This window comes from Acinetobacter sp. 'aerobic (ED)' (genome assembly GCF_904886855.1).
Taxonomy (GTDB): domain Bacteria; phylum Pseudomonadota; class Gammaproteobacteria; order Pseudomonadales; family Moraxellaceae; genus Acinetobacter; species Acinetobacter courvalinii.
In genome coordinates this window covers 92,527-107,750 of record NZ_CAJHGI010000002.1, presented here as the reverse complement: position 1 = coordinate 107,750, position 15,224 = coordinate 92,527, and the positions used below count along the sequence as shown (strand labels likewise).

Genomic DNA, 15,224 nt, shown 5'->3' with positions numbered 1-15,224 from the left:
AAGACCCTGCCAGAGAGGGTCTTTTTCTAAAAAAGATTAGGCTTTCTTGATTTGCTCTTCAGCAAGGAAGAACCAGGTGTCAAGGACTGAGTCAGGATTCAATGATACAGATTCAATTCCTTGTTCCATGAGCCATTTTGCAAGATCAGGATGATCCGAAGGACCTTGACCACAAATACCGACATATTTGCCTGCTTTACGGCACGCATGAATTGCCATAGAAAGAAGCGCTTTCACTGCAGGATCACGTTCGTCGAACAGGTGCGACACGATACCCGAGTCACGATCCAGACCAAGTGTTAACTGGGTCAAGTCGTTTGAACCGATCGAGAAACCATCGAAGTGCTCAAGGAACTGTTCAGCCAATAATGCATTGGTAGGAAGTTCACACATCATGATCACTTTGAGACCGTTCTCACCACGTTTTAGGCCGTTTTGAGCAAGTAATTCGATCACACGTTTAGCTTCAGAAACCGTACGTACGAATGGGATCATGATTTGAATATTGGTTAGACCCATTTCATCACGAACTTTTTTCAAGGCACGGCATTCAAGTTCAAAGCAGTCACGGAAGTTATCTGAAACATAACGACTTGCACCACGGAAACCCAACATCGGGTTTTCTTCTTCTGGCTCGTACAGTTTACCGCCGATCAGGTTGGCATATTCGTTTGACTTGAAGTCAGACATACGCACGATCACAGGCTTGTCTGCAAATGCGGCTGCAAGGGTAGAAATACCTTCAACCAGTTTCTCGACATAGAATTCGATTGGAGAAGAGTAGCCCGCAGTACGCGCCATCACTGCTGCACGGGTTTCACGTGGCAAGCTGTCAATGTTCAACAATGCTTTCGGATGCACGCCGATCATACGGTTAATGATGAACTCAAGACGTGCAAGGCCGATCCCTTCATTCGGGATTTGGGCAAAGTCAAATGCACGGTCAGGATTACCGACGTTCATCATGATTTTGAACGGTAATTGTGGCATAGAGTGAATTGAGTTGCGTTGCACTTCAAAGTCAAGCGCACCTTCGTAAATGAAGCCAGTATCACCTTCAGCACATGAAACAGTCACTTCCTGACCATCAGCAAGTACTTCTGTGGCATTACCACAACCGACAATCGCTGGCACACCTAATTCACGTGCAATAATCGCTGCGTGACAGGTACGACCGCCACGGTTGGTCACAATAGCCGCGGCACGCTTCATCACTGGTTCCCAGTCCGGGTCAGTCATGTCAGATACCAGTACGTCACCGTCCTGAACCTTATCCATTTCTTTAATCGAAGTCACAACACGAACTTTACCTGAACCAATGCGTTGCCCGATTGAACGGCCTTCACAAATTACAGTACCACGTTGTTTTAACAGGTAGCGTTCCATTGTGCCGACATTCTGGCGGCTTTTTACTGTTTCCGGACGTGCCTGAACGATATAGATTTGGCCGTCATCGCCATCTTTCGCCCATTCGATGTCCATTGGAGAACCATAATGCTGTTCAATGATCAGGGCCTGCTTCGCTAATTCGTGAAGCTCGTGATCATTTAAGGCAAACTGTTGACGTTCCTGTTTTTCAACATCAACGATCACCACTGATTTACCCGCTGCACCTTCTTCACCATAAATCATTTTCTGGTGTTTAGAACCGAGATTACGACGTAACACAGAATGTTTACCCGCATTTAGTAGCGGTTTTGATAAATAGAATTCGTCAGGGTTAACCGCACCTTGTACGACCATTTCGCCCAAGCCATAAGATGCAGTAATGAACACCACATCACGGAAACCAGATTCGGTATCAAGCGTAAACATAACACCAGCAGCACCAGTTTCAGAACGAACCATACGTTGTACGCCAGCAGAAAGGGCAACAACACTATGTTCAAAACCTTGGTGTACACGGTAAGCAATGGCACGGTCATTATAAAGCGATGCAAATACTTCTTTAATTGCGATAAGAATGTTATCAATACCGCGGATATTTAAGAAAGTTTCTTGTTGCCCTGCAAATGAAGCGTCAGGTAAGTCTTCAGCAGTTGCCGAAGAACGTACAGCAACGGCAATGTCTGGGTTACCGTTTGAAAGTGCTGCAAAGGCATCACGAATTTCTTGTTCTAATGTCGCAGTAAGCGGAGTGTCAACAATCCATTTACGGATTTTTGCACCAGTCTCAGCAAGTGCAATGACATCATCAACATTGAGTTGGGTAAGTTCAGCCTGAATTCGAGCATTTAAGCCGCTTTGATCCAAGAACTCACGATAGGCAGCAGCAGTTGTTGCAAAACCACCTGGTACCGATACACCAGCATTGGATAAATGGCTGATCATTTCACCCAGAGATGAGTTTTTCCCACCTACGAGTTCGACATCGTGTTTTCCTAATTTTTCCAGACCGATTACGCGCGCTTCCAAAGTATTTACTCCACTTTTTTTGCAGTATGAATGACCATCATTGGTATGAAATTATACAAAAGTGCCTAGATTTAGTATTTTACTAAGCGACAGTCATGTTAGATGAGTTTACTATAAAGATTATAGAGCACTAAGACAAATGTTTAAGGAGAATTTTGATGCCCGTAAGTAAAGAAATTAAACGGAGCGTTTTTTTTATTTCGGATGGCACCGCAATTACTGCAGAAACCCTTGGACATTCACTACTTGCGCAATTTCCGAACGTGGATTTTGACATCCATATCATGCCTTATATCGCGACCGAAGAGGCCGCAATGGTGGCTGTGGCAGAGATCAATGCCTGCCAGTCTCGGGATGGCTCTTTGCCGCTGGTTTTTGATACCTTGGTTGATCCGAACGTCCGTGAAATCATTAATACGGCCAAAGCGGTTAATCTGGATGTATTTGAAGGCCTGATCAGTAAATTAGAACAAGAAATCGGGGTGCCACCTACCACTTTGGTCGGGCAAACGCATGCGGTTACCGATTCTGAATATTATAAAGCCCGTATCGATGCAGTGCATTTTGCGCTGGATAATGATGATGGTGCCAGAACACGTCATTATGATAAAGCCGATATCATTTTGATTGGGGTATCGCGCTCTGGTAAAACCCCAACCTCGATTTATTTGTCATTACAATTCGGGATTCGTGTAGCAAACTACCCTTTAACCGAGGAAGACCTGGATGACAACCGTTTGCCAAAAGTGCTGCGTGAACATAAGAATAAACTGTTTGGCCTGATGATTGATGCCGAGCGTCTGGTCGCGATTCGTAATGAACGTAAGGCCAATAGTCGTTATTCAAGTTTTAGTCAGTGCCAGATGGAGCTCCGTGCAGTTGAAGGCATCTATATCTCGGAAGGAATTAAATATCTCAATGTCACAGAGATGTCGATTGAAGAAATCTCAACCCGTGTTTTACAAATGACCGGTTTAAAACGTCGTATTGGTTAAAGATGATATTTAATAGAAAAAGCGTGGTCGATGTGCTGCGCTTTTTTCTATTTTGGCAATAATAAAAACAGGACAATAGAATGAAAAGATATATAGTTCTTTTGGCTCTACTGATGATTTCGCAAACGCATGCGGAAACCTTGGCGCAGTTTGAAAAAAAGCTCATTCAGAAATATGCAAATAAAGACTTTTATCAGGTCAATCACGTAATCGAGTCGGAAATCGTCGAGAAAATCGAGCATGATCCAGCTAGCTTTAAATATTCCTTTCCTGTTTTGCAAGACCATTACCATATGCATATCCAGTTTTCACCGGATCAGCAGTTAAAGTTTTATACTTTTGATGTCGGTGGTGGTGGAACAATGGGCGAATACGCCTCTTATGTGCAAACTCAAAATGATGGCAAAACGCACTTAACTGCAGTTGAAACAGGATTCATTTTTGATGTGAAGCAAACGATATTGGCGAAACAACCGGTTTATCTGGTTGAGAGCTATTATAAAGGTAGCAGTTGTGTCGGTGCTTATGCTATTGCTGCATTTCAGCCGACTAAAACGGGAGCGGTGCGGCCAATAAAGCTATTCCAGACCAAAACAAAGCTGCTGGATCATATTCAGGTTGATTTTGACTGTAACAATCATGAAAGCCCGACTGATGTGCCTGACTATATTCGCAGTGATAAAAAATTAGAAACCATTGATATTATGCTGCTGGATCAAAATTCAAAACCACAGGCCAAGTATTTGCGTTATCGCAAAAACAATACGATTTATCAGTATATAGGCGTCGTGAAGTAAGCATCATTTATGAAAAATAATGCTTACTTTCAGATAGCCATTTAGCTGTTTTTAAGGTCCATCAACAGGCTAAAGTTTTCTAACCGTTTCTGGGTGTCGTAAATATCACAGGTGAAAATAAACTCATCTACTTCATATTGTCTGGCAATTTTATTTAAACCCGCTTTCACTGTTTCTGCTGAACCGATTTGTGCCATGGCATAGAAATTCTGAATGGCAAGTTGCTCAGAACTGTTTGCCAGACCTTGAGTCGATGCAATGGGTGGTTTGAGTTTCAGGCTGTGGCCCCGGATCAGGTTCAAGATCCGTTGATAAGAACTGGTTGCCAGATGTTGAGCTTCTTCATTGGTTTCGGCAACCACGGTCGGGACACCCATCGATACATAAGGTTGATCCAGGTATTCAGAAGGCTGGAAATTATCCCGATAGATATCGATGGCCTGACCTAACATTCTTGGGGCAAAGTGCGAAGCAAATGAGTAGGGCAGTCCCAGCTTAGCTGCCAGTTGCGCACTAAATAAACTTGAACCGAGTAACCAGACTGGTACATGGGTATTTTGCCCAGGCGTTGCAATAATTCGTTGACCCGGTTGCGGTGCTTTAAAATATTGTAAAATTTCCTGCACATCTTGCGGAAATTGATCCTCTGTTTCCTGACGTCCTCGACGTAACGCACGCATGGTCATCTGGTCGGTACCCGGTGCACGGCCCAGACCCAGTTCAAAACGATCTGGATAAAGTGTTGCCAAAGTGCCGAATTGTTCTGCCACCACCAACGGTGCATGATTGGGCAGCATGATCCCGCCTGAACCCAAACGGATATTTTGGGTGTTTGCCGCAATAAAACCTAATAAAACCGCTGTGGCAGAACTGGCAATCCCATCCATATTGTGATGTTCTGCCAACCAAAAGCGTTCATAGCCTAACTTTTCAGCATGCTGTGCAAGCTCTAAAGCATGGCGTAGTGAAAATTCAATACTCTTATCATCTCTGACAGGAGCTAATTCCAGAATAGAGAACTTTATATCTTGTAGTGTTTTCATCATTACATCTCAAAACCATATATCGAAATACTACGATATAAGTTTGAGTTTGTATATCGAATTTGTTCGATATATTGTTTCAGCCCATAAAAAAAGCACCCGAAGGTGCTATAAAGGGTAAAACGAACAAGAAACCAATCGGATTAACGATTTTTGTACCAGCCGCGATGGCGTCCATTGTCATGACGATAGTTATGACGTGAATTATAGTAACGGCGATCATCATAAGAACGGCGATTGTCATAACGACGGTCATAGCGACTGTCTTCATCACGATCTTGGCCAACTTTTTGACCGAGCGCTGCGCCACCAGCGGCACCTAAGGCTGCACCAATATAACCACCGTTGGAACCACCCATGTTACGACCTACAGTATAACCACCGACGCCACCTAACCCACCACCAATGGCAGCTTCGGTACGGTTACGTTTATTACTGGATGCAGCTGCACCACCAGCACCACCAATAGCCGAGCCAATCATGGCACCAGTATCACCACCAAATTGTTTACCTAATGCGGTACCGACCACACTGCCTAACGCTGAAGTTGCCGCAACGCGGGTTGCATTGTCTGCATGTGCCACAGTCACCATTGACGAGGTTGCCAAGATAACGCTACATAACCACATATTTGCTTTCATGATGAAACTCCTTATCCATTCTTTTGGACAGTATTCTTTTTGCTTGGGACAAATGTAACAAGAGTTTTTAGTGAAATTATGGAGTGCAATATCTGGATTGAGAGTGTTTCACGAGGGTTTTGTATGGGTTCTATTACAAGTGAAGAAATTGTGAATAAATTATAAAAATAAAGAATGAATAAGCAATGAACAACGGGCTGTGTGCTAATCAGGTACAATAGAAAAAGTTTGGTTTAGGATGTAGATATGCTGCTGGAAAAAATTTTGCAATCTCAAGGCTTTGGTTCACGTAAGTATTGCCAGCAGTTAATTAAAAATGGTTCTGTCCAGATCGATCAACAGATGTGTGATAATCCCAAACAGAATATCAATACCGATCAGTTGCTGTTTCAGGTGTTTGGTGAAGAATATCAATATCGTGAGCATGTTTATCTGGTTTTGAATAAACCGCAGGGCTATGAATGCTCACATCAGGCCACACATCATAAAAGTGTATTCAGTTTATTTCCTGAAATTTTACTGCATCGAGGTATTCAATGTGTGGGGCGGCTGGATCAGGACACGACAGGTCTGTTACTTTTGACTGATGATGGGCAATATTTACAAGCCTTGACTCATCCGCGCAAACATGTGCCTAAGGTGTATCATGTCACTACTGCAGATCCGATCACACCTGAGCAAATTCAGGGTTTGCAGCAGGGTGTGGAACTTCGAAATGAAAAAGGAATCTTTGCTGCAACGGATGTTAAATTATTTTCGGGACATCAGTTGAGCATGACCATTCATCAAGGCGTTTATCATCAAGTCAAACGAATGCTGGCTGCCGTAGGGAATAAGGTTGAAGCATTACACCGACATCAAGTGGGTTTACTTGAACTGCCTGAGCTGCCTGAAGGTGAATGGATGTATTTAAGTGCTGAGCAAAAACAGTTGAGTCAAAATATCGTGGTAGAAGATTAATTACTTCAAGAAGCAGTGATAAGTCTTAAATTCGCTGTCCTGAATAAATCCCATGTGTTCATAGAGACGATGGGATTGGTAGTTATTTTTTTGAGTTTCCAGACTAATCCGTAGCGCATTTTCATGGCGTGCAAAAAGGATGGCAGTATCAATCAGCTGTTTGGCGGAACCCTGTTTGCGATAGCTTGGGGTGACATAGACATCATCTAATATGTAATAGGTTTCACAGGCCACCGAAGAAAAAGCAAGATAGAGTAGAACAAAACCTGTAATAACATCGTCTTTTACATGAATGAAAATGACACTTTCTTTATTGTCAAAACGTTGCTTGAGAAATTGATAAGATTGTTCAAAATTTGATGATGCACCGTAGAATTGACGGTATTCGTCAAACAAGACAGCAAGTTGATGAAGATCTTCCTTTGTGGCTCGCTTAACAATCATTCCAGCCCATCCTTACAGTTATAATTTTATTTGGACTGTCAGAATAGCGAAAAAAATTCAGCTTAAAAAATAAAAACTTGTTTATAAATGCAACATTGTTAAGTTTTGTCACTTTCACCCAATAGTGCATTTAGCTCTTCGAATAGATCTTCATGATCATCCTCAAGCTCGATCGCAGACGGATTTTCGGCAGATGTAGCAGCTTTGGATTTACGTAACTTAAGCAATTGTTCCATATTGATGTTCTGGTTTTCAATTGCGAAAGGAATCGATTTGGTCAGGACAACCTGTTTAAAGAAAAGACGAACGGCTTGAGCAGGGGAGATACCCAACTGCTTAAAAACGGCAAAAGCCTGTTTCTTTTCCTGAGAATCGAGGCGAACCTGATAAACTTCTGTTTTACGCATAAAAAATGTAACCACATATTTTTAGTTATCGTCATGTATTTTAAACCATTGCAATGTAATTTCAATATTTTTGAGGTGAAAAAATAGAATTTTTGTCATTACGGTGTATCTACAATGTCAGTTCGAAATTGGATTTGAAGTGCATTTGCTGTTGTAACACCGGATCAACAAAATGAATCTCCTTGGCCAACAACTGTAATGGATGGCTGAAATCATCATCTGTTTTATGTTCGACTACTGGATAAAACGGATCATTCAAGATGGGAATGCCCAGAGAGTTGAGATGGACGCGTAACTGGTGTTGCTTTCCTGTCGTCGGTTTGAGCAGATATTTTGCAAGATGCTGGTTATGTTCCAGCAACTCGACCAGTGTTTCCGTATTCGGGGGTTTATCGGGATTAATTTGCATGGTGTAAAAAGGATTGCCTTTTTCCAGATGCAATTGCAAGCTTTGTGGAAAGTTGAGTTCTGCTCGATAGGCAGCAATCGCGTGATAGGTCTTTTGAACTTGGCGTTCGGCAAAAAGCTGCTGATAAATGCCGCGGGTTGCGGGTGTTTTGCAGAATAAAACCACACCCGCCGTTTCGCGATCTAGTCGGTGAATAGGCGTGAGCTCAGCATAACCGGTCTGCTTTTTTAATCTTACCAAAAGTGTTTCCTGAACATATTGTCCAGTTGGCGTCATAGTGAGGAAGTGCGGTTTATCGACCACCAGCAAATCTTCATTTTCAAATAAGATTTCATGCTGAAAGGGTACATGAATTTCGTGTACGAGAAATCGATAATAAAAAATGTGGGTATTGGGCGTGTAAATACTGTCGATACCGAGTTTTGTGCCATCTGCTGCGTAGATTAGCCCATCGGCAAAGCGTTGTTGCCATTCTTCCGGCTGGATATGAGGAAAATGCTGGCAGAGAGAGTCAAAAATGGTATTTGCACAACCATCATGAGGTAAAAAGACTTTACTCGCGCTGACGCCATTAATGAGAGGTGGAGTGAAAGTTTTCATCAGATTGCATTTTTATATAAAAATAGAGGTGTTAAAGCACTTAAATTTTTGTTTCGATTCAATTGCTAATTTGAGTGTGTCAAAAGAAGAATAAATTAACTGTCTCGTTTGTACTTAATCAGAACACGGTCAAGATATGCTTCATCAGTAACGACATTTACGGTTCGAACTAGATATTCTCCTACACGTCTTAGATGGTCGGTGATTTTTGTATCTCCATCGTCATAACGGAGTACACAAGCACCATAGGCTTCTTCAATTGGAGTTGCCCATTCATTGATATCTGTAGGTTTGAGGTAAAACCCTTGTTCGGTCTCTACTAGTACGCCATTAAAAGGAGTGACATCTACTAAGCAACCTTCGTCATTAAACCAATAAACATTAGGGTTTCCTGTCACTTCTTCAGTAAAACTGCCATCTTGTTTTATACATAGAACTAAACCCGAAGTTTCTTGAGCTTCTTCTATAAGTTTGTCATCAAAGCCATTTAACCAGTTTGAAATGCCAGTATGATCGGGGCCATCTTTAAGAAATTCCAGATGTGATTCAGGTTGGATTGAGGTGCTTGCAACAAGATGCCATTCACCTGTGATATTTTGATCTGTCATGTGCGTTTTTAACTCTGTTATTGGTTATTGAGGTAAATAGTCGATGGCTTTGATTAGGCTTTGAAGCAGGGCAATGTTATCATAGCCAGCATCCCAATTTTGTTCTATTTGCCATGTCATATTCAGTGAAATTTAACTTAAATCATGAACAAGACACCCAACAGTTTGCACGCATCCTGTCTCAGCATGTGCACTCAGGCATTATTTACTTGATTGGTGATCTGGGCGCTGGCAAGACGACCTTTACCCGTTATTTTTTACAAAATCTCGGCCATAAAGGGTCAGTAAAAAGTCCGACCTATACGCTGGTTGAACCCTATACCATTCAGGGTAAAGAAATTTTCCATTTCGATCTTTATCGCCTGGATGATCCTTATGAATTGGAGTTGATGGGAATTCGTGATTATCTGGAAACGCCTGACGCCTTATTTCTGTTTGAATGGCCATCCAAAGGTGGCGATGAGATTCCAAAGCCGGATATCGTGATTGATATTCAAAAATCAGAGGATGAGTTGACCCGGTCTGTCACCTTAACTACAGAATCAGAATCTTTAATTCAAATTTTGCAGGAACAATTGAATGGCGCATGATTCAACCCGTCGTATTCATACCCTTGATGCTGCATTAGCCAACCAGATTGCAGCGGGTGAGGTTATTGAACGTCCTTCATCAGTAGTCAAAGAATTATTAGAAAACTCGATTGATGCGGGCGCAACTGAACTGATTATCCGGATTGCCCAGGGTGGTTCAACCCTGATTGAAATCATTGATAATGGTAACGGGATTCATCCGGAAGATTTACCTTTAGCCGTGATGCGACACGCCACCAGCAAAATTCAGACTGCAGATGATTTACACGCGATTGTGAGTCTGGGCTTTCGTGGTGAGGCCTTGGCTTCGATTGCAGCTGTATCGCGTTTGACCTTGACCAGCAGTCAGGATGAGCAGGGTGTTGGCTATCAGGTTGAAGTGAACGGGACAGCGTTTGATCATCAGCAGATTCAGGCGGTGGCAGCCCAGAAAGGGACGCATATTCGGGTGCAGGATTTATTTTTTAATGTGCCTGCACGCCGTAAATTCTTAAAAAAACCGACCACAGAATTCAATCATATTGAAGAAATTGTGCGTCGTCTGGCTTTAACCCATTTCGATATTCGATTTGTACTGGAACATAACGATAATATCCGTTTAAACCTGCCGATCGCGGATAGTGGCGAACTACGATATCAGCGGGTGCAGCAATTATTGGGACAGCAATTTATCCAGAATGCCTACTGGATTGATTCGGATAGTATTAATATGCGTTTGTCTGGCTGGCTAGGACATCCATCCGATGCGCGGGCACAGGCCGATTTGCAATATGTCTATGTGAATGGTCGTATTGTGAAGGACAAGACCATTTCGCATGCCTTACGTATGGCCTATGACGGTATTTTGCATGGTCATCAACATTCATCCTATCTGTTATTTTTGGAAGTTGATCCTGAAAATATTGATGTCAATGTGCATCCGACCAAGCACGAAATCCGTTTTCTGAACCAGCGTGAAGTGCATGAGTTCGTACGGCATTATGCCAAAGCAACTTTGTCGCAATTTCAGACGGCAACCGCTGATCTGGCACAGGCCATGAAAACAGATGGGGCAGAGAATAACTTCAGTGCTCCAGCACAGCCAAAATATCAGGAACAATTTAATCTGCATCGTGCCGCTGTAGAAGCTGCACCACAGGCCGCTCAGCCTGCCGAGGTGTCGACCGATTTATTGACCGACTTTCATCAGAGTCGCCCGCAGGCGGTACAGTACAATTCAGCCCAAACTCAGCAACCCAAATATAACGGTTCGGCACAATTGAATAATGCCTTGAAAACCTATCTGGCACCTTTGCGTGATGAGTCTGAAACTGCGACTGAGGAAGACAATACACCGTCTCGAGTAGATGAGTTTCCGTTAGGTATTGCGATTGCACAGCTACATGGCATCTACATTCTGGCTCAAAATACGGAAGGCCTGATTATTGTGGATATGCATGCTGCACATGAGCGGATTCTGTTACAACAGATGAAATCGGCATGGGATAAACCCGAATTCTGGACCTCACAGCAATTGCTGATTCCGAAGGTGGTGTCTATCACGCGTATGCAGGCGACACGGATCGAAGATCTACAGCCGCAATTGCAACGTTTAGGTCTGGAAATAGATCAATATGGCGATGAGCAGGTAATTGTACGTGGTGTACCTGCGATTTTGCACAAGGCAGACTTTGCTAATCTGATTCCAGAATTATTAAATGACCTTGATCCTAATGATGAGGCGAGAGGTTTATTGCAAAAACGTGATGAGCTTTTGGCGGGCATGGCCTGTCATGGAGCAGTACGTGCCCATCGACAATTAAGCCTCTCAGAAATGAATGCCTTATTACGCCAAATGGAACAGACCGAATTTGCCAGTCAATGTAATCATGGTCGTCCAACCTGGCGCGCGTTTCCATTACATCAACTAGATAAATTATTTGCTCGAGGAGAGTAGTTTTACATGTCAAATCAATTGCCCGTGATCAATTTAATGGGACCTACCGCAAGTGGTAAAACCGCATTGGCATGTGAACTTTACGAGCGTGGTAATTATGAGCTGATTTCCGTGGACTCGGCTTTAGTTTATAAAGATATGGACATTGGTACTGCCAAGCCGACCAAGCAAGAGCAGGAGCAGTATCCACATCATTTAATCGATATTATTACGCCATTAGAAGTATATTCGGCAGCACAATTTGTGGAAGATGTCTGTCCACTGATTGATGATATGCATGTGCGTGGCAAGACCCCGATTTTGGTGGGTGGAACCATGCTGTACTTTAAGTCTTTGCTGGAAGGGCTAGCTGATAATCTACCGAATGCAGATCAAAGTATACGCGATGCAATCAGTTCTAAAGCAGAGCAGGAAGGCTGGCAGGCGGTTTATGATGAGCTGGTTGCAGTCGATCCTGTGGCGGGACAAAAGTTTAAAGTATCAGATAAACAGCGGATTATTCGGGCACTGGAAGTGTATCGAATTACTGGTCAACCCATAACAAAATTACAAGCTGAACAACCTAAAAATCAACCATATCGTTACACATTTCATAACTACGCATTGATGCCAGATCGGTTAGAATTACATCAACGCATTGAGCAAAGATTGCGCAAGATGTGGGATATGGGTTTTTTGAATGAAGTAGAGGGGTTGATTGAAAAATACGATTTAAATGATGATTTACCATCGATGCGGTCTGTCGGTTATCGTCAAGCTTTAGAATTTTTATTAAAAAGTGACTTGAGTCTCGAAAATAAAGTAGAAATGGAGAACAAAGCGCTATTTGCTACAAGGCAATTAGCAAAACGTCAATACACTTGGTTACGTTCTTTGCAAGAAATACACGATTTTAAAACTTACGTGACGATAAAGCAGGCGAAAGAAGACTTGCGAAACTTCTTTGGATAAAGCAAAATTCGCAAGCTGTCTTTTTAATAATTTTTAGTTGAAAAATAAAGATAGTTTTTTTGCGCTGATTTAAAAATTTTTTGGAGTTAAAAATGTCTAAAGGTCAAACTTTACAAGATCCGTTCTTAAATTCTCTCCGTAAAGAACGTATTCCAGTTTCTATTTTCCTTGTAAACGGTATCAAATTGCAGGGGCACATTGAGTCATTTGACCAATATGTCGTTTTATTGAAAAACACTGTAAGCCAAATGGTTTATAAACACGCGATTTCTACAGTTGTTCCTGCGCGTAACCCTCGTCCAGCTGGTGCTCAAGGCGCTGCAGGTGGCTTCCCGGCTCAAGGCGCTACTGGTGGCTTCGGTGGTCAAGGTTCTACTGGCGGCTTCGGTGGTCAAGGTGGCTTCGGTGGTCAAGGTGGCTTCGGTGGTCAAGGTGGCTTCGGCGGTCAAGGTGGCTTCGGTGGTCAAGGTGGCTTCGGTGGCGGTCAAAGCGGCTTCGGTGGTCAAGGTGGCTTCGGTGGTCAAGGCGGCTTCGGCGGCGGTCATCAAGGTGGCTTCGATGGCGAAACTAAATTTGAAGATGGTCAAGAAGACGAAAATAATCGTTAATTGATCGATGATCTTTAAGAAAATGCCAGTCTTTTAATCGACTGGCATTTTTTTGTGTTTTAAAAAGCTAGAATAAATATTATGGAAATGATTGTTGCTGCGGCATGTTGTAGTGTTCTCGTCTCGATTGTATTGAAATACCTGAAAGCCAAGGGATTCGATGTTTTTCAAATGATTGCATGGAATTATTTAAGTGCAAGCATTTTATGTTATTACTGGTTTAAAACTGATCTTACCCATATTTCTTTCAATCACACACCTTGGTGGCTGATTTTAGTGCTTGCTGTGCTATTGCCGAGTATTTTTCTATGTCTGGCAAAATCATTGCAGTTCGCAGGGATTCTTAAAACAGAAATTGCGCAGCGACTTGCGGTGATTTTGTCCTTACTCGCCGCTTATTTTATTTTTGGGGAGCATTTTAGTCAGATCAAATTGATTGGTGTGGTTCTGGGGATCATTGCAATTTTAGCCATTATTATTGGTCAGGCTACGGAGCAGGCCAGTAAAGGTATCAATTTAAAATCTGCGTTGTTTTTATTCAGTGTCTGGGCGGGTTATGCTGCGATTGATGTGCTGCTTAAATACAGCAGTAGTTTGGGGCTTCAATCGGCTGTTACGCTTAACTTGGCCTTTATTGGTGCTTTTATCCTTTCAATTGCATATATCGCGATTACACAGCCGAATTGGCAGCCTAAAAATATTTTCACGGGTTTAGTGCTCGGTGTACTGAATTTTGCCAATATCGCTTTATATGTCAAGGCACATATGCTGTTCAAGGAAACGCCTGCCATTGTTTTTGCGGGTATGAATATTCTGGTGGTGGTATTAGGTGTATTGAGTGGTGTGATCTTCTTTAGAGAACGTTTACAGGCTTATACCTGGATTGGTTTGGTCAGTGGTATTGTCGCGGTACTTTGCTTGGCAAAAGCCATGATGTAAAAAGGGAGGAAAGATACTCCCTTTTTTGAATGCTTATAAACGCGTGAAAATCACGTCATCAGGGAGACGTGATTTAGGCAGTTTGGCATTAAAATCACTGTCACTGCGATAACCCAACGCCACGATGACCGAGGCTTTTAGCCCCTTTTCAGTTAATCCAAATTCCTGATTGATAGTATCACGGTCAAAGCCTTCCATTGGGGTGGCGTCGATGCCTTCCAGACCTGCAGCAAAAAGTAATTGTCCTAATGCCAGATAGGTCTGATTTTCCATCCAGGCAGGCAGATTTTTCAGTTCATTACGATAAAACTCGACATAGCCTTCGCGTGTGGTACGTTGACCCTGTTTGGCTGTTTCATCTTTAAAACGGCCACTGAGATCATCCTGTTGTAATAACTGTTCTAAATACTCAGCCGAGATATCGGTACGGGTACAAAAGATTAAAGTATGTGAGGAATGAAGCACTTTGGCCGCGTTATATACATAATTGCCCGTCAAGCCTGATGCGATACGTTGTTTGGCTTCCTCTGTCTCAGCAATCAGGAAATGCCACGGCTGGATATTCACAGAAGAAGGGCTGAAACGTAAAATTTCTAAAAGCTTTTCAAACTGCTGTTTTGGAATTTTTTTCTCTGCATCATAAGCTTTGGTTGCATAACGTGTTTTTGCTGTAGCTAAGGTATCCATCCGTCATTCACTCAATTAAAAGTTTCATTTATTTTACTTGATCTCACTGCCGCTGAAAGTAGCTAAATGTGATTTTGATATCGATTTAAGTCGTATATGCGCTTGATCAGAATGACTAAAATGCTGATCAAGCGTAAGAAGATTAAAGCCTAATATCACGAGAGGAGTGAAATCAATTTAAACATTAAAAAGTA

General features: G+C 42.5%; 16 protein-coding genes. 8 read left to right on the top strand and 8 right to left on the bottom strand.

The genetic code is table 11. The features are described from left to right. Positions 1–36: 36 nt before the first annotated feature. Positions 37–2,415, bottom strand: coding sequence for a phosphoenolpyruvate synthase (ppsA, locus tag JO943_RS04015; RefSeq protein ID WP_004771590.1), 2,379 nt, complete (start codon positions 2,413–2,415; stop codon positions 37–39). Positions 2,416–2,573: 158 nt separating this feature from the next. Here ppsA and JO943_RS04010 point away from each other — a divergent pair, with 158 nt between their 5' ends. Both JO943_RS04010 and JO943_RS04005 read left to right on the top strand, forming a co-directional pair. Next, entirely contained in the window at positions 2,574–3,410 is an 837-nt protein-coding gene (locus tag JO943_RS04010; protein WP_005229647.1) for a pyruvate, water dikinase regulatory protein, read from the top strand. A gap of 80 nt (positions 3,411–3,490) precedes the next feature. After that, positions 3,491–4,207 carry a hypothetical protein gene (locus tag JO943_RS04005; RefSeq protein WP_202740061.1) on the top strand — a complete coding sequence of 239 codons (717 nt, stop codon included), beginning with the start codon at positions 3,491–3,493 and terminating at the stop codon, positions 4,205–4,207. A 41-nt stretch (positions 4,208–4,248) separates the two neighbouring features. Here the strand turns inward: JO943_RS04005 and JO943_RS04000 are convergent, their stop codons facing one another. Beyond that, on the bottom strand, positions 4,249–5,250 hold the full coding sequence (locus JO943_RS04000; RefSeq protein ID WP_202740269.1) for an LLM class flavin-dependent oxidoreductase: 1,002 nt from the start codon (positions 5,248–5,250) through the stop codon (positions 4,249–4,251). 143 nt (positions 5,251–5,393) lie between these two features. Further along, entirely contained in the window at positions 5,394–5,891 is a 498-nt protein-coding gene (locus JO943_RS03995; RefSeq protein ID WP_005229653.1) for a glycine zipper 2TM domain-containing protein, read from the bottom strand. 246 nt (positions 5,892–6,137) lie between these two features. Between JO943_RS03995 and JO943_RS03990 the strand changes: the two genes are divergently transcribed. Further along, positions 6,138–6,851: a pseudouridine synthase gene (locus JO943_RS03990; protein WP_202740060.1), complete on the top strand. Its 714-nt coding sequence runs from the start codon at positions 6,138–6,140 to the stop codon at positions 6,849–6,851. On the opposite strand, the gene JO943_RS03985 is transcribed toward JO943_RS03990, so the two are convergent. From JO943_RS03985 to JO943_RS03970, 4 genes are all read right to left on the bottom strand, one after another. Next, positions 6,852–7,295 (bottom strand): GNAT family N-acetyltransferase, encoded by a 444-nt coding sequence (locus JO943_RS03985; RefSeq protein ID WP_202740059.1) that lies wholly within the window; start codon positions 7,293–7,295, stop codon positions 6,852–6,854. Positions 7,296–7,393: 98 nt separating this feature from the next. Continuing rightward, positions 7,394–7,702 (bottom strand): type II toxin-antitoxin system RelB/DinJ family antitoxin, encoded by a 309-nt coding sequence (locus JO943_RS03980; RefSeq protein ID WP_202740058.1) that lies wholly within the window; start codon positions 7,700–7,702, stop codon positions 7,394–7,396. A 109-nt stretch (positions 7,703–7,811) separates the two neighbouring features. Further along, entirely contained in the window at positions 7,812–8,711 is a 900-nt protein-coding gene (locus JO943_RS03975; RefSeq protein WP_202740057.1) for a pseudouridine synthase, read from the bottom strand. Between the two features lie 95 nt (positions 8,712–8,806). Next, the gene (locus tag JO943_RS03970; RefSeq protein WP_202740056.1) at positions 8,807–9,319 is read right to left on the bottom strand and encodes a hypothetical protein; all 513 of its coding nucleotides are present in this window, start codon (positions 9,317–9,319) and stop codon (positions 8,807–8,809) included. 113 nt (positions 9,320–9,432) lie between these two features. Between JO943_RS03970 and tsaE the strand changes: the two genes are divergently transcribed. From tsaE to JO943_RS03945, 5 genes are all read left to right on the top strand, one after another. Next, entirely contained in the window at positions 9,433–9,909 is a 477-nt protein-coding gene (gene tsaE, locus JO943_RS03965; protein ID WP_009514745.1) for a tRNA (adenosine(37)-N6)-threonylcarbamoyltransferase complex ATPase subunit type 1 TsaE, read from the top strand. Then, positions 9,899–11,845, top strand: coding sequence for a DNA mismatch repair endonuclease MutL (gene mutL, locus JO943_RS03960; RefSeq protein WP_202740055.1), 1,947 nt, complete (start codon positions 9,899–9,901; stop codon positions 11,843–11,845). The genes tsaE and mutL overlap by 11 nt, the downstream gene beginning before the upstream one ends. A 6-nt stretch (positions 11,846–11,851) precedes the next feature. Continuing rightward, positions 11,852–12,796, top strand: a complete 945-nt coding sequence (gene miaA, locus JO943_RS03955) for a tRNA (adenosine(37)-N6)-dimethylallyltransferase MiaA (RefSeq protein ID WP_202740054.1) — start codon at positions 11,852–11,854, stop codon at positions 12,794–12,796. A 92-nt stretch (positions 12,797–12,888) separates the two neighbouring features. Further along, a complete protein-coding gene (gene hfq / locus JO943_RS03950) occupies positions 12,889–13,404 on the top strand; it encodes an RNA chaperone Hfq (protein ID WP_005229674.1) in 516 nt (171 codons plus the stop codon). An 81-nt stretch (positions 13,405–13,485) separates the two neighbouring features. Further along, on the top strand, positions 13,486–14,343 hold the full coding sequence (locus JO943_RS03945; RefSeq protein ID WP_202740053.1) for an EamA family transporter: 858 nt from the start codon (positions 13,486–13,488) through the stop codon (positions 14,341–14,343). 33 nt (positions 14,344–14,376) lie between these two features. Here JO943_RS03945 and nfsB read toward each other — a convergent pair whose 3' ends face one another. Continuing rightward, positions 14,377–15,030: an oxygen-insensitive NAD(P)H nitroreductase gene (nfsB, locus tag JO943_RS03940; RefSeq protein WP_202740052.1), complete on the bottom strand. Its 654-nt coding sequence runs from the start codon at positions 15,028–15,030 to the stop codon at positions 14,377–14,379. Positions 15,031–15,224: the final 194 nt, after the last annotated feature.

Excerpts from the sequence above, each read along its gene's own strand:
- JO943_RS04000 (WP_202740269.1), bottom strand. The coding sequence starts at position 5,250 with ATGAAAACACTACAAGATATAAAGTTCTCTATTCTGGAATTAGCTCCT.
- JO943_RS04010 (WP_005229647.1), top strand. The coding sequence starts at position 2,574 with ATGCCCGTAAGTAAAGAAATTAAACGGAGCGTTTTTTTTATTTCGGAT.
- JO943_RS03980 (WP_202740058.1), bottom strand. The coding sequence starts at position 7,702 with ATGCGTAAAACAGAAGTTTATCAGGTTCGCCTCGATTCTCAGGAAAAG.
- mutL (WP_202740055.1), top strand. The coding sequence starts at position 9,899 with ATGGCGCATGATTCAACCCGTCGTATTCATACCCTTGATGCTGCATTA.
- nfsB (WP_202740052.1), bottom strand. The coding sequence starts at position 15,030 with ATGGATACCTTAGCTACAGCAAAAACACGTTATGCAACCAAAGCTTAT.
- JO943_RS04005 (WP_202740061.1), top strand. The coding sequence starts at position 3,491 with ATGAAAAGATATATAGTTCTTTTGGCTCTACTGATGATTTCGCAAACG.
- JO943_RS03995 (WP_005229653.1), bottom strand. The coding sequence starts at position 5,891 with ATGAAAGCAAATATGTGGTTATGTAGCGTTATCTTGGCAACCTCGTCA.
- JO943_RS03985 (WP_202740059.1), bottom strand. The coding sequence starts at position 7,295 with ATGATTGTTAAGCGAGCCACAAAGGAAGATCTTCATCAACTTGCTGTC.
- JO943_RS03975 (WP_202740057.1), bottom strand. The coding sequence starts at position 8,711 with ATGAAAACTTTCACTCCACCTCTCATTAATGGCGTCAGCGCGAGTAAA.
- JO943_RS03945 (WP_202740053.1), top strand. The coding sequence starts at position 13,486 with ATGGAAATGATTGTTGCTGCGGCATGTTGTAGTGTTCTCGTCTCGATT.
- hfq (WP_005229674.1), top strand. The coding sequence starts at position 12,889 with ATGTCTAAAGGTCAAACTTTACAAGATCCGTTCTTAAATTCTCTCCGT.
- JO943_RS03990 (WP_202740060.1), top strand. The coding sequence starts at position 6,138 with ATGCTGCTGGAAAAAATTTTGCAATCTCAAGGCTTTGGTTCACGTAAG.
- tsaE (WP_009514745.1), top strand. The coding sequence starts at position 9,433 with ATGTCATATTCAGTGAAATTTAACTTAAATCATGAACAAGACACCCAA.
- JO943_RS03970 (WP_202740056.1), bottom strand. The coding sequence starts at position 9,319 with ATGACAGATCAAAATATCACAGGTGAATGGCATCTTGTTGCAAGCACC.
- miaA (WP_202740054.1), top strand. The coding sequence starts at position 11,852 with ATGTCAAATCAATTGCCCGTGATCAATTTAATGGGACCTACCGCAAGT.